Raw genomic sequence first — 17,595 nt, 5'->3', positions numbered from 1 at the left:
AGACAAGAGGACTTCGGTGAAACAGGTCGTACAGAACTACAAGAGCGGTGAGCTGGCGCTGCTCGACGTGCCGGTGCCGGGATGCAAGCCGGACGGCGTGCTCGTCCGGAGCGCCTACTCGCTGATCTCCACCGGCACCGAGCTCATGAAGGTCTCCGAGGCCGGCATGTCGATGCTGGGCAAGGCCCGCTCCCGGCCGGACCAGGTCGCCAAGGTCATGCAGAGCGTCGCCACCAACGGGGTGCCCGCCACGTACCGCAAGGTGATGGGCAAGCTGGACTCGTACACACCGCTCGGCTACTCACTGTGCGGGGTGGTCGAGCAGGTCGGCGCCGGGATCGACGACGTGAAGGTCGGCGACCTGGTGGCCTGCGCCGGCAACGAGCACGCGCTGCACGCCGAGTTGAACTGGGTGCCGAAGAACCTCTACGCCCCGGTGCCGGACGGTCTCGCGCCGCGGCACGCGGCCTTCGGCACCGTCGGGTCGATCGCGATGCAGGGTGTCCGCCAGGGCGAGTCCCGGCTCGGCGAGGTGGCGCTGGTCATCGGTCTCGGGCTGATCGGGCAGTTGGTCGTGCAGCTCCTCACCGCCTCGGGCGTCCGTGTCGTCGGGGTCGACCCGGACCCGGCGCGCTGCGAGCTGGCCGAGGGCCTGGGCGCCGTGGCCTGCGGCGATCCCTCCTCCGCGGCCGTGGAGAACTCCGTCGCCGAACTCACCGGCGGCCACGGCGTGGACCAGGTGTACCTGGCGGCCGGCGGCGGCAGCAACCAGCCCGTCGAGCTGGCCGCCCGGCTCTGCCGCGACCGCGGGCGGGTCGTCGACATCGGCAAGTGCCGCCTCGACCTGCCGTGGAACGCGTACTACGAGAAGGAGCTCGACGTCCGGTTCTCCCGCAGCTACGGACCCGGTCGCTACGACCCGGAGTACGAGCTGGAGGGGCGGGACTACCCGATCGGCTATGTCCGCTGGACCGAGCGCCGCAACCTGGCGTGCTTCCTCGACCTCGCCGCCCGCGGCAGCGTCGACGTGGAGCCCCTGATCTCCCACATCGCCGACTTCGACGACGCCGTCGAGACGTACCGGAGCCTGAAGGAAGGCGAACTGAAGGCCGTGGCGGTGCTGTTCCGGTACCCGGAGCAGGCGGCGGAGACGGACACCACGGAAACCCCGGCGAAGGCCCCGGTGCTGACCGTGCCCGCGGTGAAGCGGAGCGGCGGCGAGGGGTCCGCGCCGGTCCGGGCCGCGAAGACGCCGGTGCGCCTCGCGTTCGTCGGCGCTGGCAACTACGCGACGTCGATGCTGCTGCCGCATCTGGCGCGGCGCGACGGTGTGGAGCTGTCGACGGTCGTCACCACGACGGCGCTGTCCGCGGCCAACGCGCAGCGGAAGTTCGGCTTCGCCGAGGCGACCACCGATCTCGACGCCGTGCTCGGCGACAAGTCCATCGACGCGGTGTTCGTGGTCACCCGGCACAGCTCGCACGCCGAACTCACCCGGCAGGCCCTGCTCGCCGGAAAGACCGTGTTCGTGGAGAAGCCGCTGGCCCTCACCGAGGAGGAGCTGGCCGGGGTGCTCGCGGCGGTGGAGGAGTCCGGCAACGACCGGCTCCAGGTGGGCTTCAACCGCCGGTTCTCGCCGCTGCTCCAGGAGGCCAAGAGCCAGTTCGGCGCCCGGACCGGTCCGGCGAGCCTGCGCTATCTGGTCAACGCGGGCCGGCTGGCGCAGGGAAGCTGGTACCTCCAGCAGGGCGCCGAGGGCTCGCGGTTCGTGGGCGAGGGCGGACACTTCATCGACACGGCGAGCTGGCTGCTCGACGCCGATCCGGTCTCCGTGTACGCGGTCGCCTCGTCCGGCAACGAGGACCTCCAGATCGTCCTGCGCTACCCGGACGAGTCCACCGCCACCATCAGTTACGTCACCACGGGCGCGCCCGGCTTCCCCAAGGAGACGCTGGACCTCGTCGCGGACGGCAAGGTGCTGCGGCTCGACGACTTCGTCCGTGCCTCGGTCTACGCCCGCAAGCGGTGGCTCAGTTCGCGGCTGCCGAAGGCCCGCGACAAGGGCCAGTCGGCCGAACTGGCCGCGTTCGTCAAGGCCGTTCGGACCGGCGGTCCCATGCCGGTACCGCTGGAGTCGCTGGTCGCCACCACCGCGGCCACCCTCGCCGTGCAGACCGGCCTGGCCGGCGGCGCGCCGGTGACGTTGGCGGCGGCTCGATGACCATGAGCGCGGGCTGGTACCTGCGCCGCCTGTCCCGGATGGGGCCGCGGGAGGTCGGCGGCCGGGCGGGCGACGCGGTGCGCAGGCGGCGGTGGCGTTCGGCGCCACCGGACTGCCCGGACGTGACCGGCGCCCGGTTCACCGCGTCGCTGCCCGCGGGGACTCTCGCCGCGGTGCCGCCGGACGCCGCGAAGCGTCTGGTCGCCGAGGCGGACCGGCTGATGGACGGGCACGCCGAGTTCTTCGGGGTGGAACGCGACGACCTGGCCGACCCCGACTGGTCGTTCGACCCGAAGACCGGACGCCGGGCTCCGCAGGTGTACGCCTTCGACGTGCCCTACCGCGACGAGGACGCGGTCGGGGACATCAAGCAGATCTGGGAGCCGTCCCGGCACCAGTACCTCACCGTGCTCGCCGCCGCCTACGCGGTCACCGGGGACGAGCGGTACGCCGAGCGGGTGGCCGGGCATCTGCGGTCGTGGTGGGAGGCCAACCCGCCGCTGCGCGGGGTGCACTGGACCAGCGGCATCGAGCTGGGCATCCGGCTGCTGTCCTGGGTGTGGGTCCGCCGGCTGCTCGACGGCTGGCAGGGCGCGGCCGCCCTCTTCGAGGACAACCCGGTGGCGCTGAACCAGATCTGGCACCACCAGCGCTGGCTGGCCGCCTTCCCCAGCCGCGGGTCCTCGGCGAACAACCACGTCATCGCCGAGACCGCCGGGCAGTTCGCCGCGGCCTGCGCGTTCGGATGGTTCCCCTCCTCGGCGCGCTGGCGCTCCGACGCCCTGCGGTCGCTGGAGCGGGAGCTGCGCGGCAACACGTTCCTCTCCGGCCTCAACCGCGAGCTGGCCACCGAGTACCACGGCCTGGTCCTCGAACTCGGCCTGGCCGCGGTGGCCGAGGCGGACGCTGCGGGCGTCCAGGTCCCCGCGACGGTCCGGCTCGTACTGCTGCGCATGACGGACGCGCTCGCGGCCGTCGTGGACAACCGGCTGCGGCCGCCGCGTCAGGGCGACGCGGACGACGGGCACGGTCTGATCGTGGACGGCGCGGGCACCGACCGCTGGGCCTCCCTGCTCGGCACCGGGGAGGCCGTGTTCGGCCGCCTCGACTGGTGGCCGGCGGTGACCGGCACCGACGTGCGCACCCCGCTGCTGGCCGCGTTCATCCAGCCGTACGCGAGGAAGGACACCGCACCGGCCGTGTCCCGGCCCGCGGAACGGCCCGCCCATTTCGCCGACGCGGGCATGACGATCCTGCGCGGGCCGGAGGAGATCTGGGTCCGCTGCGACGGGGGTCCGCACGGATTCCTGTCCATCGCCGCGCACGCCCACGCCGACGCGCTGTCCGTGGAGGTCCGGCACGACGGGGTCGACGTGCTCGCCGACCCCGGCACGTTCTGCTACCACGGGCAGCCCGAGTGGCGGCGGTACTTCCGCTCCACCCTCGGCCACAACACCCTGGAACTCGACGGCGGTGACCAGTCCGTCCCGGGCGGCCCGTTCCTGTGGACCCGGCACGCCCGCAGCCGCGTCCTGGTCGCGGACGCCTCCGGCGCCCCGGCCGGAGGAACGTCCCGCTGGTGCGCCGAGCACGACGGCTACCAGGACTCGGTGCACCGCCGTCTGGTGGAACTGGCGTCCGGGAGCCGGGAGCTGACCGTTTTCGACGAGGTGCGCGGCCCGCACCGGGACGTACGCCTGGCCTTCCACCTCGGCCCGGCGGTCACCGCGGAACTGGAGGGGAACCGGGCGCGGCTGATCTGGTCCGTCGACGGCGAGGAGCGCTCCGCGGAGCTCGACCTGCCCGCGCGGCTGACCTGGCGGGCGCATCGCGGCGAGAGCGAACCGCCCCTGGGCTGGTACTCCGCCGGCTTCGGGCGCAAGGAACCCGCCACGACGCTGGTCGGCACCGGCGTCGCCGACGGCACGCAGGGGTTCACCACCGTACTCAGGTTCCACGGCTAGGGAGGAAGGACGCTTGGGGATCAACTGGCGGCACTGGGCGCTGCCGGCTGCGCTGTTGGCGCTGGCCCTGCCGGCCGCGACCGGTTGCGACAGCTCTCAGGACGCGCGGCTGAAGCCGACGGCCGGGCCCTCCACGTCCCTGGCCCGGATGTGCGCCAAACCCGCGTCCGGGCCGGCGAAGGCGCCGGCGGGCGCGGTGACGGTCGACCCCTCGAAGTCCGGTGACCTGGCCGAGAAGACCAAGAACAGCCCCCCGGGCACCACGTTCTGGCTCCAGCCGGGCAAGCACCGGCTGGAGCGGGATCGCTATGCCCAGGTCATCCCCAAGAAGGGGGACGTCTACCTCGGCGCGCCCGGCGCGGTGCTCGACGGCCGCAAGATCAATCAGTACGCGTTCGCCGGCACGGCCCCCGACGTCACCATCCGTTATCTGACCGTGCAGGGTTTCGTCGCCCCGCGCGACGAGGGCGTCGTCAACCACGACTCCGCCGACGGCTGGGTGATCGAGCACGCGACGATCCAGCACAACTCGGGTGCGGGGCTGATGGCCGGGGCCCGCCAGCAGGTCCGCGCCAACTGCCTGCGTGACAACGGTCAGTACGGCGTCAACGCGTACAAGGGCAGTGGCCGTATCAGCGGCCTGGTGCTGGAGGGCAACGAGATCGTCGGCAACAACACGGACGACTGGGAGCGGAAGCGGCCGGGCTGCGGCTGCACCGGGGGCGTCAAGTTCTGGGCCGTCGACGGCGCCGACGTACGCGGCAACTGGGTGCACGACAACCGCGGAACCGGGCTGTGGGCGGACACGAACAACAACGACTTCCTCATCGAGGACAACGTGCTGGAGGCCAACGACGGTGCCGCGCTGATCTACGAGACCAGCTACAACGCGGTCGTCCGCGACAACAGGATCCGGCGGAACAACTGGGTCGAGGGCCGCAAGTACGCGGACCGCGGGGACAACTTCCCGTTCGCGACCATCTACATCTCGGAGTCCGGCGGCGAACCGCGGGTCCACGCCCGCACGGACAGGATCGAGATCTACCGGAACGTGCTGGAGAACAACTGGTCCGGGATCACCCTGTGGGAGAACGCCGACCGGTTCTGCAACAGCCCGGCCAACACGTCGTCCGGGGACTGCACCTTGCTGGTGAAGGACATGCACCGCTGCGCCCGGCCGGGGATCGCGGCCGAACCGCTGTACACCGACTGCCGCTGGAAGACCCAGCGGGTGGACATCCACGACAACCGCTTCACGCTGGACAAGTCCGTCGTCGACTGCGCGGTGAAGTGCGACCGCATGGCGGTGCTGGCCAACTACGGCACCTACCCCGACTGGTCGCCGTACCAGGGCGAGCGGGTGGCGGAGGCGATCACCGGCAAGCAGCACAACCGCTGGCACGACAACACCTACGTCGGACCGTGGAGGTTCGTCGCCCACGACCCGAGCCGGGTGCTCGACTCCGGCCAGTGGCAGGGGACGCCGTATCTGCAGGACACGGGCAGCACCTTCCGCACCCAGGACGGTGGCTGAGATGAGCACGGACCGTACACCGAAGATCATCGGGACCGTCTGGGGGCTGCTGATCCTCAACACCCTCGGGTCCGCCGGGGCGAAGACCATCGTCCCGCTCCCCCGCTCCCTCATCCAGATGGTCACCATGGGCGCGCTGGTCACCGCGTTCGCGCTGGCCCTCGCGGTCAATCTCCGGCTGCGCATCCGGACCAGCGCCTACCTGTTCCTGCTCACCCTGCTCCTGGTGATGAGCGTGATCTCCAGCATGCATCTGGAGTCCGGGTTCGGCGCCCTGTTCCGCTGCTTCCGGCTGGCCCTCTTCGTCGGCACCCTGTGGCTGGTCAGCCGCTGGTGGGACGGCGGCCAGACGTTCGTACGGCACCACATCCGGATGTATCTGGCGGTGCTCGCGACGGTGGCCGCCGGTCTGGTCGCCTCGCCGGGCGCCGCCCTGCCCGACCTCTACGGCGGGCGGCTGGTCGGCGCGCTGTGGCCGCTCACCCCGCCGCAGATCGGACAGTACGCCGCGGTCATCATCGGACTGACCGTGCTGCTCCTGCTGGGCCGCCGGACCGACCGGACCAGCGCGGCCGTGGTCATCGTGCCCTCCCTCGTCCTGCTCGCCCTGACCCATACCCGCACGGCCACGCTCGGCCTGCTCGTCGGGCTGGCGCTGGCGATCGGCTCGCTCATCCTCACCAGCGGCGCCGCCCGCCGGTTCTTCACCTGGGCGGTGACGATCGGCACGGTGGCCGCGGTCGGGTTCGCCTCCGCGCTGCAGACGTGGTTCCTGCGCGGACAGAGCCAGGAGAACTTCTCCAGCCTCACCGGCCGGGCCAAGGTCTGGCACGCGCTGCTGGCGGAGCCCCGGTCGACCACGGAGTATCTGTTCGGCGCCGGCCTGGGCGACAAGTCGTTCGACGGGCTGCCCATCGACAACAGCTGGCTGGCCGTCTACAACGAGCAGGGAGTGATCGGCGTCGGGCTGGTGGCCGCGATCATCATCGTGCTGGGCGGTGTCGCGCTGCTGCGGCCGCCGTCGCTGTCGAGGGCCTGCGCGATCTTCCTGATCAGCTACTGCGCGATCGCCTCGTACACCGAGGCCGGACTCGGCGACGCCTCGCCGTATCTGCTGCACCTGGCCGTGGCCGCCTCGCTGCTGGCGACGCCCAACCCTGCAACTCCTCTGCCGGGGCCCCGGCTTCCCCGGCGACACGTCCCTCGATGGGCCCAGCGATCGGAGGTGATCTGAGCATGCACGTCCTCGTGGTGCACAACCGCTACGCCTCGGCGCAGCCGAGCGGGGAGAACAAGGTCGTCGACCAGGAGGTGGCGCTGCTGCGGGAGGCCGGCCACCGGGTCGAGACGTTCGAGCGGCGCAGCGACGACATCGCCGCCCGGTCCCTGCCGGGCAAGGTGGCGATACCGCTGCTGGTGCCGTGGAACCCGGCGGTCCGCTCGGAACTCGCCGGCAGGCTGCGCGCCGACCGGCCGGACGTGGTGCACGTCCACAACGTCTTCCCGCTCCTGTCGCCCGCCGTGCTGGCCGCCTGCGCCGACGCCGGCGTGCCCGCGGTGGCCACGCTGCACAACTACACCCAGATCTGCCCGCCCGGCACGCTCCAGCGGGACGGCCGGCCGTGCACCGAGTGCGTCGGGTCCACACCGCTGCCCGCCGTCCGGCACGGCTGCTACCGCGGCTCCCGGCTGGCGACGGTGCCGCTCGCGGTCAGCATGTCGGTCAACCGGCGGCGGTGGTGGACCGGGGTGGAGCGGTTCTTCTGCATCTCCGCGGCGCAGCGCGACGTCCTGGTGAAGGCCGGCATGCCGGCCGGGCGGCTGGCGGTGAAGCACAACTTCGTGCCCGAGCCGGGCGCCCGCCGGGAGGGCGCGGGCGAGCACGTGCTCTATCTGGGCCGGCTCGCGGAGGCCAAGGGCGTACGGCTGCTCATGGCCGCCTGGGACGAGATCGCCGCCGGGGGCGGTGTGGGCGTACCGCTCGTGATCGCCGGCACGGGGCCGCTGGAGCCCGAGGTGACCGCCTGGGCCGCGGGCCGGGACGACGTCCGCTACGTCGGCCTGTACGACCAGGAGCAGTGCCGGCGGGCGATCGCGCGGTCGGTCGCCGTGGTGGCTCCCTCCACCTGGCTGGAGGCGTTCGGCCTCGTGGTCGTGGAGGCGATGGCGGCGGGGGTCCCGACGGTCGCCGCCGGTCACGGTGCCTTCGTCGAACTCGTCGAGGACGGGGTGACGGGGCTGCTGCACGAGCCGGGTGAGACCGCCTCGCTCGCGTCCTGTCTGCGCCGGATCACGGCCGGGCCGGACGACAACCGGGAGATGGGGAAGGCGGCCCGGCGCCGTTACGAACAGGGCTTCAGCCCGGCCGTCGGGCTGGAGCGCCTGCTGGAGGAGTACCGGACCGCGATCGCGGGCCGGTCGGCACATGCTCGCGGCGGGGACACCCGCGCGTTCAAGGGGGATGGGGAAAGTACATGACACGATGCCGACTCTGCGGCTCGCACGCGACGGCGAGCGTCGTCGACCTGGGGGCGACACCGCCGTGCGAGAGCTTTCTCGCCGCTGACCAACTGGACCAGCCGGAGCCCGCGTACCCGCTGCACCTGCGGGTCTGCACCGACTGCTGGCTCGCGCAGATCCCTCCGCTGATCAAACCGGAGGAGACGTTCACGGAGTACGCGTACTTCTCCTCCTACTCGACGTCCTGGGTGGAGCACGCGCGCACGTTCGTCGACGACGCCGTACAGCGGGTGGGCCTCGGCCCGGACGCCTTCGTGGCCGAGGTCGCGAGCAACGACGGATACCTGCTCAAGCACGTGGTGGAGCGGGGGATCCGCTGCCTCGGCGTCGAGCCCTCGGTGAACGTCGGCGCCGCGGCCCGCGAGGCGGGTGTGCCCACGCTCACGGCGTTCCTCGACCCGGACACCGGCGCCGCCGTGCGCGCCGAGCACGGGCCGGCCGACCTGGTCGTGGCCAACAACGTGTACGCGCACATCCCCGACGTGGTCGGGTTCACCCAGGGGCTGCGCGCCCTGGTCGCCGACGACGGCTGGGTCTCCATCGAGGTGCAGCACCTGCTGACCCTGATCGAGGAGAACCAGTACGACACGATCTACCACGAGCACTTCCAGTACTACACGGTCGCCTCCGCGATCCGGGCGCTGGCCAGCGGTGGACTCGCGCTCGTGGACGTCGAGTTGCTGCCCACGCACGGCGGTTCCATCCGGCTGTGGGCGCGGCCCGCCGAGGTGGCCGGCGAACCCTCCGCCCGCGTGGCCGAGGTGCTCGACCGGGAGAAGGCCGCCGGACTCCAGGAGCTGTCCGGGTACACCGAGTTCTCCGCGCGGGTGGCCAAGGTCCGCCGGGATCTGCTGCGGTTCCTCATCGAGGCGGCCGAGCGCGGCGAGACGGTCGTCGGCTACGGCGCCCCTGGCAAGGGCAACACCCTGCTCAACCACTGCGGCATCCGGCCCGACCTGCTCGCGTACACGGTCGACCGCAACCCGTACAAGCACGGCCGGTTCACCCCGGGCACCCGCATCCCGATCCTGGCACCCGAGCAGATCGCCGCCGACAAGCCGGACTACGTCCTGGTCCTTCCGTGGAACCTGCGGACCGAGCTGACCGAGCAGTTGTCCTTCGTGCACGACTGGGGCGGCCGACTCGTGTTTCCCATTCCGGAACTGAGCATTGTCGAGGTCAAGGCATGAAGGTCGTCCTGTTCTGCGGCGGTTACGGGATGCGGATGCGCAACGGAACCTCCGACGACGTGCCGAAGCCGATGGCGATGGTCGGCCCGCGCCCGCTGATCTGGCACGTCATGCGCTACTACGCGCACTTCGGGCACAAGGAGTTCATCCTGTGCCTCGGCTACGGGGCCCACCACATCAAGAACTTCTTCCTCAACTACGAGGAGACGACGTCCAACGACTTCGTGCTGCGGGGCGGGCAGACCGAGCTGCTGTCCACCGACATAGCCGACTGGACGATCACGTTCGCGCAGACCGGCATCGAGTCGCCCATCGGGGAGCGGCTGCGCCGGGTGCGGCACCACCTGGACGGCGACGAGATGTTCCTCGCCAACTACGCCGACGTGCTCACCGACGCCCCGCTGCCGGAGATGATCGACAGCTTTTCCCGGCGCGACGCCGGCGCGTCGATGATGGTGGTGCCGCCGCAGTCCTCGTTCCACTGCGTCGAGCTGGGCGAGGACGGCCTGGTGGGCGGCATCACCGCGGTCAGCGACATGCCGCTGTGGGAGAACGGCGGCTACTTCGTGCTCCGCCAGGAGGTCTTCGACCACATCCCGGAGAACGGGGACCTGGTGGCCGACGGCTGTGGCCAACTGGCCAAGCAGGGACGGCTGGTGGCGCACCAGCACCGCGGCTTCTGGAAGCCGACCGACACCGTGAAGGAGCGGGCCGCGCTCGACGACGCCTACACCCGGGGCGACCGCCCGTGGGCCGTGTGGGAGCGGGGCGGCACCGTGGCACGGGTGCCCGCGAGCCGGGTCGGCTCCACGGCGGGCATCGCGTGATCCGGCTGGGGGCCGGGCGCCTGAACAGCGTCGTCGCGGTGGGCGCGCACTGCGACGACATCGCCATCGGCGCCGGCGGCACGCTGCTGACGCTGTGCCGCGCGCATCCGGGCCTCCGGGTCGACGCGCTGGTGCTCAGCGGCGGCGGCGGAGAGCGGGAACAGGAGGAGCGGGCCGCGCTCGCCGCCTTCTGCCCGGGCGCCGAACTCGGGCTGACCGTGCACAAGCTGCCGGACGGCCGGCTGCCCGCGCACTGGGACGAGGCCAAGGGCGCGGTCGAGGAGCTGCGCGCGACCACGGAGCCGGATCTCGTCCTCGCCCCGCGCACCGACGACGCGCACCAGGACCACCGCGGTCTGGCGAAGCTCATGACCACCGCGTTCCGCGACCACCTCGTGCTCGGCTACGAGATCGTCAAGTGGGACGGCGATCTCGGCCGTCCGTCGGCGTACCAGCCGCTGGCACCGGAGACCGCCGAGGAGAAGGTGCGGCTGCTGCAGGAGCACTACCCCTCGCAGCAGCACCGGCCCTGGTACGACCGGGAGGCCTTCCTCGGGCTGGCCCGGATCCGCGGCATCGAAAGCAACGCGCGCTACGCCGAGGCGTTCGCCGTCACCAAACTCACTCTCGACCTGGGGGAATGAACCTTGCGCGTACTGCTGACCGGGCACCAGGGCTACCTGGGCACCGTCATGGCCCCGGTCCTCACGGCCGCCGGACACGAGGTCGTCGGTCTTGACGCCGGCCTGTTCGCCGACTGCGTCCTCGGCCCGGCGCCCGCCGACCCGCCGACGCGGCAGGTGGACCTGCGCGACGTCACGGCCGAACACGTGGCCGGGGTGGACGCCGTGATCCACCTGGCCGCGCTGTCCAACGACCCGCTGGGCGCGCTGGCGCCGGACCTCACCTACGACATCAATCACCACGCGTCCGTGAAGCTGGCCAGGCTCGCCCGCGAGGCGGGCGTGCGGCGCTTCCTGTACGCGTCGACCTGCTCGGTCTACGGCGCCGCCGGCGGCGACGGTCTGGTGGCCGAGGACGCCCCGCTGCGGCCGGTGACGCCGTACGCGGAGTCCAAGGTGCGGGTCGAGGACGACCTGCACGAGCTCGCCGACGGCGACTTCAGCCCGGTGTACATGCGCAACGCCACCGCCTTCGGCTTCTCGCCCCGGCTGCGCGCCGACATCGTGCTGAACAACCTGGTGGGGCACGCCCTGCTGTCGGGCGAGGTCCTCGTGCTCTCCGACGGCACGCCCTGGCGCCCGCTGGTGCACGCCGCCGACATCGCGCGGGCCTTCGCGGCCGCGCTGGTCGCGCCGCGGGAGGCCGTGCACGACCTGGCGTTCAACATCGGCAGCGAGGTCAACAACGTCACCGTCGCCGAGATCGCCGAGCAGGTCGCCGAGGCGGTGTCCGGCGCCAAGGTGGTGATCACCGGGGAGAACGGCGCCGATCCGCGGTCGTACCGGGTGGACTTCTCCCGGTTCCGCGCCGCGCTGCCCGGCTTCGACTGCGAGTGGACGGTCAAGCAGGGCGCGCTCGAACTCGCCGACGCCTACCGCAAGCACGGGCTGACCCGGGAGGCCTTCGAGCAGCGCTTCACCCGGCTCGCCGTGCTGCGGGCGGCGTCGGACGCCGGCACCGTCGACGAGACCCTGCGGTGGCGCCGATGAGCACGGCCGGGGAGGAGATGTACGCGCTGGTGGAGCGGTTGTACCCGCTGTGCCGGAGCATCACCGGCGACGGTGTGCGCGCCACCCTGGACATCGTCGGCGAGCACATCCCGCTCCAGGTGCACGAGGTGCCGACCGGGACCCAGGTGCTCGACTGGACGGTGCCGCAGGAGTGGAACATCCGGGACGCCTACATAGCCGACGGCACCGGCAGGCGGGTCGTCGACTTCGCCGCGTCCAGCCTGCACGTGCTCGGCTACAGCGTGCCGGTGTCGGCGACCATGCCGCTGTCCGAGCTGCGCGGGCATCTGCACACCCTGCCGGACCAGCCGGACCTGGTGCCGTACCGCACCAGCTACTACAAGCCGGAGTGGGGGTTCTGCCTGGCCCAGGAGACCCTGGACGCGCTGCCCGAGGGCGACTACGAGGTGTGCGTCGACTCCACGCTCGCCGACGGTCACCTCACCTACGCCGAGCATGTGGTCCCCGGTCAGGTGACCGACGAGGTGATCGTCTCCTGCCACGTCTGCCACCCGTCGCTGGCCAACGACAACCTGGCCGGCATCGCCGTGGCGACGTACCTGGCGCGCGCGCTGGCGGAGCAGAACCCGTACTACACCTACCGGTTCATCTTCGCGCCCGGCACCGTCGGGGCGATCACCTGGCTGGCCCGCAACGTGGAGCGGGTGGACCGGGTCAAGCACGGGCTGGTAGTGGCCTGCGCGGGCGACTCGGGCCGGCTGACGTACAAGCAGAGCAGGCGCGGGGACGCGGAGATCGACCGGGTGCTGGAGCATGTGCTGCGCACCTCCGAACGCCCGCACCAGGTCAAGGAGTTCACCCCGTACGGCTATGACGAGCGGCAGTACTGCTCGCCCGGGTTCGATCTCGGGGTGGGCTCGCTCAGCCGGACCCCGTACGCCGGGTACCCCGAGTACCACACCTCGGGGGACAACCTGGACTTCGTCTCCCCGGAGGCGATGGCGGACACGCTCGCCGTCTGCCGCGAGGCGTTCGCCGTCCTGGACCGCAACCGGCGGTACGTCAACCTCAGCCCCTACGGCGAGCCGCAGCTCGGCCGGCGCGGTCTGTACGACTCGCTCGGCGGCCGCAGCGACGCCAAGGAGGCCCAGATGGCCATGCTGTGGGTGCTCAGCCTCTCCGACGGCGAGCACAGTCTGCTGGACGTCGCGGAGCGCGCCGGGCTGCCGTTCGACACCGTCGCCGCCGCGGCCGGTGCCCTGCGCGACGCCGACCTGATCAAGACGTGACGCCGATGACCACCGAGGGGGAGAACCCGCCGACGACGGCGCCGGCCGGGTCCGCCAAGCGGGCCCTCGTCGGCCGGCTGTCCTGGGGGCTGGCCGACCAGGCGGCCTCCAGCGTGAGCAACTTCGCGGTGGGCATCTACGTGGCCCGCTCGCTGGGGGTGACCGCGTTCGGCGTGTTCAGTCTCGCCTGGGTGACGTACGGCGTGGTGCTCAACGTCTCCCGCGGGCTGGCCACCGATCCGCTCACGGTGCGCTTCAGCGGCCCGCCCGGCGCGGCCTGGCGCGGGGCGGTGGGCCGCTCGACGGGCACCGCGCTCGGCGTCGGCGGCATCCTCGGCGTGGTGTGTCTGGTCGCCGGGCTCGGCCTCGGCGGCCGGGTCGGGCCCGCGTTCGCCGCCCTCGGTGTCCTGCTGCCGGGGCTGCTGCTCCAGGACGCCTGGCGGTACTCGTTCTTCGCCGCGGGCACCGGGCGCAAGGCGTTCTTCAACGACGTCGTGTGGGGTGTCGCGCTCGTCCCGGCCATGGTGGTGGCCGCCCACGTCGGCACCGTGGCCGCCTTCGTGTCCGCCTGGGGCGCGTCCGCCACGGTGGCGGCGGGGTACGGGTACGTCCAGTCCGGCATCCGGCCCCGCCTGGCCGAGGCGCGCGGGTGGCTGCGCGAACAGCGCGATCTCGGCTACCGGTACCTGGTCGAGAACGTCAGCCTCAGCGGCGCGAGCCAGCTACGGGCGTACGGGGTCGGCGTGATCGTCGGGGTCGGCGCCGTCGGCGCGGTGCGGGGCGCCGAGCTCCTGCTCGGCCCGTTCCTGGCCGTGCTCATGGGGCTCTCCCTGGTCACCGTCCCGGAGGCGGCACGGGTGCTGCGCCAGGCCCCGCACCAACTGGGCAGGTTCTGCCTGCTCCTCGGCGGAGGACAGGCCGTCGGCGCGCTGCTCTGGGGCTCGGCGCTGCTGCTGGTGCCCGGCCGGTTCGGCGAGATGGTGCTCGGCGACGTCTGGCACTCCGCCTCCCAGCTCATCGTGCCGATCACCCTCGGCGTCGCCGGCGCGGGCCTCGGCACCGGCGCGGCGGCCGGGCTGCGCGCGCTCGGCGCGGCCCGGCGCAGCCTGCGCTGCCAGTTGTTCGCCTCCGTGTGCTACGTCGGCGGCGGGCTCGGCGGCGCGGCCGCCGGCGGCGCGGTCGGCTCGGCCTGGGGCGTCGCCGCCGCGACCGTCAGCGGCTCGGCCGTGTGGTGGCTGCAACTGCGCTCCGCCCTGCGCGAGCACGCTCAAGAACCGATCCGCGAAGTGAGGACGTCATGACCGCGCAACCCAGGCTGAGCATCGGCCTGCCCGTGTACAACGGCGAGGAGTACCTCGCCGAGTCGCTCGACGCCCTGCTCGGCCAGACCTATGAGGACTTCGAGCTGGTCGTCTCCGACAACGCCTCGGCCGACGGCACCGAGGACATCTGCCGCCGGTACGCCGCGAAGGACTCGCGCATCCGGTACATCCGGCTGCCCCGGAACATCGGCGCGACACCGAACCACAACCATGTGCTCGCCGAGGCCCGCGGCGAGCTGTTCAAGTGGGCCTCGCACGACGACCTGTACGGCCGGGACCTGCTGCGACTGTGCGTGGAGGCACTGGACGAGCGGCCCGAGATGCTCCTCGCCCACACCGGCCAGGCGGTCATCGACGGCGACGGCAAGGTGAAGGTCCCCTACGAGTACACGCTCGCCACCGACTCGCCCGACGCGCCGGAGCGCTTCCGCAGCCTGCTGTTCGAGCCCGGCGGCGACGACTTCTACGGGGTCATGCGGACCGACATGCTGCGCCGGGTGAAGCCGATGGACAGCTATCACCACGCGGACCGCACGTACGTCGCCGAGATCACCCTGCACGGGCCCTTCCACCAGGTGCCCGAGCTGCTGTACTTCCGGCGCGACCACCCCACCCGCGCCGAGCGGGCGAACCCCTCCAAGCGCTCCCGGTGCGTCAACCTGGATCCGCGCCGGGCCGGCTTGCTGCACCCGACGCCCCGGCTGCTCGCCGAGTACGTCTGGGGCTTCGCCTCGGCGATCCGGCGGGCGCCGCTGTCCCCGGCCGACCGGCGCGCCTGCCGCCGCCACCTGGCCGCGTGGATGACCAGCCGGGTCCGGCCGGGCGCCGGCGAGCGGGTCGAGGACCGTGCCCCGGTCGACCCGGACCGGCTCACCGTCTCCGTCGACGCCCTGGTCGCCGGCCGTGAGGGGAGGCAGGCATGACGGCCGCGGACGGAACTCCGGTGCGCGTCGGGGTGTTCGGCCTGCTCGGCTCCGGCAACCTCGGCAACGACGGGTCGCTGGAGGCCGTGCTCGGATACCTGGGGCGGCGGCACCCGGAGGCGGCCGTGGACGCGCTGTGCGGCGGGCCCGAGGCCGTCACCGCCCGGTTCGGGATCCCCGCGACGCGGCTGCACTGGTACCGCGGGGAGTACCGGACCGCGTCACGGGCCGGCGCGATCGTGGGCAAGGGTCTGGGCAAACTCGTCGACGTCTTCCGCACCGCCGCCTGGGTGCGCCGGCACGACGTCGTGATCGTCCCGGGCATGGGTGTCCTGGAGGCCACGCTGCCGCTGCGGCCGTGGGGCTTCCCGTACTCGCTGTTCCTGCTCTGCGCGAGCGGCCGGCTGCTGCGCACCCGGGTCGCGCTCGTCAGCGTCGGGGCCGCCGAGATCCGCAACCGGCCGACGCGGGCCCTGGTGCGCTGGTCGGGGCGGCTGGCCGCGTACCGGTCCTACCGGGACGACCAGTCCCGGGACGCGATGCGGGCGATGGGCGTGGACACCGCGCGCGACAAGGTCTATCCGGACCTCGCGTTCTCCCTGCCCGCGCCGCAGGCGAGCGAGCCCTCGGGTGCGCCGGGCCCGGTCTGCGTCGGTGTCATGGACTTCCACGGCGGCAACGACGACCGCGCCCGGGCCGAGGAGATCCACCGGCGCTACCTCGACGGGACGATCCGGTTCGTGCGCACGCTGGCCGAGGAGGGCAGACAGGTCCGGCTGCTCACCGGCGACACCTGCGACCTGTCGGTGGTCGCCGCGATCCTCGACGCGGTGGCCTCACCGCTGGTCACCGCAGCCGAACCGGCCTCGCTGGCCGACCTGATGAACGAGATGGCCGCCGCCGACACGGTGGTGGCGGTCCGGTACCACAACCTGATCTGCGCGCTGAAGACCGGCACACCGGCGCTCGCGCTCAGCTACGCGGCGAAGAGCGACGCGCTCATGGAGCGGATGGGTCTCGGCGCGTACTGCCACCCGGCGCGCGAGGTCGACGCCGACCGACTGCTCGAACAGTTCCGGGCGCTGGAGAAGCGGTCGGCGGAACTGCGGCGGATCCTCGCCGAACGCAACCAGGCCGCCGCCCGGCAACTGGACGAACAGTTCGACGAGTTGACCGCGACCCTGTTCCCGGCGACCGACCACGCCCACGCCCAGCGGGAGACCCGATGAAAGCCACCGAAATACCGGCGATCGCCGGCGCGTACCTGTTCGAGCCGACTCCGTTCGCCGACGAACGCGGCTTCTTCTGCCGCACCTTCGACGCGGACGTGGTCCGCTCGGTGGGCCTGGACCCGGACGTCTTCATCCAGGACAGCGTGTCCCGCTCGGTGCGGGGCGTGCTGCGCGGCCTGCACCTGCGCTCCGGCGCGGGCGAGGCCAAGCTGGTGCGGTGCTCGTACGGGAAGATCTTCGACGTCGTCGTGGATCTGCGCCCGGAGTCCCCGACCTACCGCAACATGGCCTCCTTCGAGCTGTCCGGCGAGACGCAGAAGACCCTGTACATCCCGGCGGGGTGCGCGCACGGTTTCCAGGCCCTGACCGAGACCGCCGACACCTCCTACCGGATCGACCGCCCGCACGATCCCGCCGAGGACGTGACGATCGCCTTCGACGACCCGGAGCTCGCCATCGCCTGGCCGCTGCCGGTCACATCGATGTCCCAGAGGGACCGGGAGGCGCCAAGCCTCGCCAAGGTCCTGCAGCACTAAGAAAGTTGAGGCCGGCGTGCCAACCGAAGACACCCAAGAATTCCTCCTGCCCCGCTCGCGGACCGCGAACGAACGGCTGCACGCCATGATCCCCGGGGGCGCGCACACCTACGCCAAGGGCGACGACCAGTACCCCGCCGACCTGGCCCCGGTCATCAGTCACGGCAGCGGTGCCCACGTGTGGGACGTCGACGGGAACCGCTACATCGAGTACGGCTCCGGGCTGCGCTCGGTCAGCCACGGGGCCCCGCCCCCCCCCGCGGCCCCGGCTCCGCCCCACACGCCCCCCGGGGGGCGCCTGGCGGGGCGTGGGGCGGACGATCGGAGCATTTCGGCGTGTCCCCCGGAGGCGGTTGTGTGTTCGCATGGTGAGAACGCGCTG

The 17,595-nt window shown here is 72.2% G+C and carries 14 protein-coding genes and 1 pseudogene; all 15 read left to right on the top strand.

Annotated features, from left to right (window positions below; genetic code table 11):
* The first annotated feature begins 16 nt into the window (after positions 1-16).
* Positions 17-2,221: a bi-domain-containing oxidoreductase gene (locus ACFXGX_RS29385; protein WP_384796717.1), complete on the top strand. Its 2,205-nt coding sequence runs from the start codon at positions 17-19 to the stop codon at positions 2,219-2,221.
* A complete protein-coding gene (locus ACFXGX_RS29380; protein WP_384796714.1) occupies positions 2,218-4,185 on the top strand; it encodes an alginate lyase family protein in 1,968 nt (655 codons plus the stop codon). The genes ACFXGX_RS29385 and ACFXGX_RS29380 overlap by 4 nt, the downstream gene beginning before the upstream one ends.
* Positions 4,186-4,198: 13 nt before the next feature.
* Positions 4,199-5,719, top strand: a complete 1,521-nt coding sequence (locus ACFXGX_RS29375; RefSeq protein ID WP_384796712.1) for a right-handed parallel beta-helix repeat-containing protein — start codon at positions 4,199-4,201, stop codon at positions 5,717-5,719.
* Position 5,720: 1 nt separating this feature from the next.
* On the top strand, positions 5,721-6,953 hold the full coding sequence (locus ACFXGX_RS29370) for an O-antigen ligase domain-containing protein (RefSeq protein WP_384796709.1): 1,233 nt from the start codon (positions 5,721-5,723) through the stop codon (positions 6,951-6,953).
* 2 nt (positions 6,954-6,955) lie between these two features.
* Positions 6,956-8,197 carry a glycosyltransferase gene (locus ACFXGX_RS29365; RefSeq protein ID WP_384796706.1) on the top strand — a complete coding sequence of 414 codons (1,242 nt, stop codon included), beginning with the start codon at positions 6,956-6,958 and terminating at the stop codon, positions 8,195-8,197.
* A complete protein-coding gene (locus ACFXGX_RS29360; protein WP_384796703.1) occupies positions 8,194-9,429 on the top strand; it encodes a class I SAM-dependent methyltransferase in 1,236 nt (411 codons plus the stop codon). Before ACFXGX_RS29365 ends, ACFXGX_RS29360 begins: the two co-directional genes overlap by 4 nt.
* Entirely contained in the window at positions 9,426-10,256 is an 831-nt protein-coding gene (locus ACFXGX_RS29355; RefSeq protein ID WP_384796700.1) for a glucose-1-phosphate cytidylyltransferase, read from the top strand. The genes ACFXGX_RS29360 and ACFXGX_RS29355 overlap by 4 nt, the downstream gene beginning before the upstream one ends.
* Positions 10,253-10,900, top strand: a complete 648-nt coding sequence (locus ACFXGX_RS29350) for a PIG-L deacetylase family protein (RefSeq protein ID WP_384796697.1) — start codon at positions 10,253-10,255, stop codon at positions 10,898-10,900. Before ACFXGX_RS29355 ends, ACFXGX_RS29350 begins: the two co-directional genes overlap by 4 nt.
* 3 nt (positions 10,901-10,903) lie before the next feature.
* Positions 10,904-11,929 carry an NAD-dependent epimerase/dehydratase family protein gene (locus ACFXGX_RS29345; RefSeq protein ID WP_384796694.1) on the top strand — a complete coding sequence of 342 codons (1,026 nt, stop codon included), beginning with the start codon at positions 10,904-10,906 and terminating at the stop codon, positions 11,927-11,929.
* A complete protein-coding gene (locus tag ACFXGX_RS29340) occupies positions 11,926-13,200 on the top strand; it encodes a DUF4910 domain-containing protein (RefSeq protein WP_384796691.1) in 1,275 nt (424 codons plus the stop codon). The genes ACFXGX_RS29345 and ACFXGX_RS29340 overlap by 4 nt, the downstream gene beginning before the upstream one ends.
* Before the next feature lie 5 nt (positions 13,201-13,205).
* The gene (locus tag ACFXGX_RS29335; protein WP_384796688.1) at positions 13,206-14,501 is read left to right on the top strand and encodes a hypothetical protein; all 1,296 of its coding nucleotides are present in this window, start codon (positions 13,206-13,208) and stop codon (positions 14,499-14,501) included.
* Entirely contained in the window at positions 14,498-15,445 is a 948-nt protein-coding gene (locus ACFXGX_RS29330; protein WP_384796685.1) for a glycosyltransferase family 2 protein, read from the top strand. Before ACFXGX_RS29335 ends, ACFXGX_RS29330 begins: the two co-directional genes overlap by 4 nt.
* Positions 15,442-16,674 (top strand): polysaccharide pyruvyl transferase family protein, encoded by a 1,233-nt coding sequence (locus ACFXGX_RS29325; RefSeq protein WP_384796682.1) that lies wholly within the window; start codon positions 15,442-15,444, stop codon positions 16,672-16,674. The genes ACFXGX_RS29330 and ACFXGX_RS29325 overlap by 4 nt, the downstream gene beginning before the upstream one ends.
* Positions 16,671-17,213, top strand: coding sequence for a dTDP-4-dehydrorhamnose 3,5-epimerase (rfbC, locus tag ACFXGX_RS29320; RefSeq protein WP_384796679.1), 543 nt, complete (start codon positions 16,671-16,673; stop codon positions 17,211-17,213). Before ACFXGX_RS29325 ends, rfbC begins: the two co-directional genes overlap by 4 nt.
* A gap of 85 nt (positions 17,214-17,298) precedes the next feature.
* Positions 17,299-17,595, top strand: a pseudogene (locus tag ACFXGX_RS29315) (hypothetical protein); the annotation flags it as partial.

Origin of the sequence: Streptomyces sp. NPDC059371 (genome assembly GCF_042751995.1) — a bacterium.
Lineage (GTDB): Bacteria > Actinomycetota > Actinomycetes > Streptomycetales > Streptomycetaceae > Streptomyces.
Note: the sequence above shows the minus strand (reverse complement) of the source record. Positions and strands in the feature narration are given on the sequence as shown.

Coding starts and splice junctions, on each gene's coding strand:
- ACFXGX_RS29340 (WP_384796691.1), top strand. CDS start 11,926: ATGAGCACGGCCGGGGAGGAGATGTACGCGCTGGTGGAGCGGTTGTAC.
- rfbC (WP_384796679.1), top strand. CDS start 16,671: ATGAAAGCCACCGAAATACCGGCGATCGCCGGCGCGTACCTGTTCGAG.
- ACFXGX_RS29365 (WP_384796706.1), top strand. CDS start 6,956: ATGCACGTCCTCGTGGTGCACAACCGCTACGCCTCGGCGCAGCCGAGC.
- ACFXGX_RS29355 (WP_384796700.1), top strand. CDS start 9,426: ATGAAGGTCGTCCTGTTCTGCGGCGGTTACGGGATGCGGATGCGCAAC.
- ACFXGX_RS29335 (WP_384796688.1), top strand. CDS start 13,206: ATGACCACCGAGGGGGAGAACCCGCCGACGACGGCGCCGGCCGGGTCC.
- ACFXGX_RS29330 (WP_384796685.1), top strand. CDS start 14,498: ATGACCGCGCAACCCAGGCTGAGCATCGGCCTGCCCGTGTACAACGGC.
- ACFXGX_RS29325 (WP_384796682.1), top strand. CDS start 15,442: ATGACGGCCGCGGACGGAACTCCGGTGCGCGTCGGGGTGTTCGGCCTG.
- ACFXGX_RS29370 (WP_384796709.1), top strand. CDS start 5,721: ATGAGCACGGACCGTACACCGAAGATCATCGGGACCGTCTGGGGGCTG.
- ACFXGX_RS29360 (WP_384796703.1), top strand. CDS start 8,194: ATGACACGATGCCGACTCTGCGGCTCGCACGCGACGGCGAGCGTCGTC.
- ACFXGX_RS29380 (WP_384796714.1), top strand. CDS start 2,218: ATGACCATGAGCGCGGGCTGGTACCTGCGCCGCCTGTCCCGGATGGGG.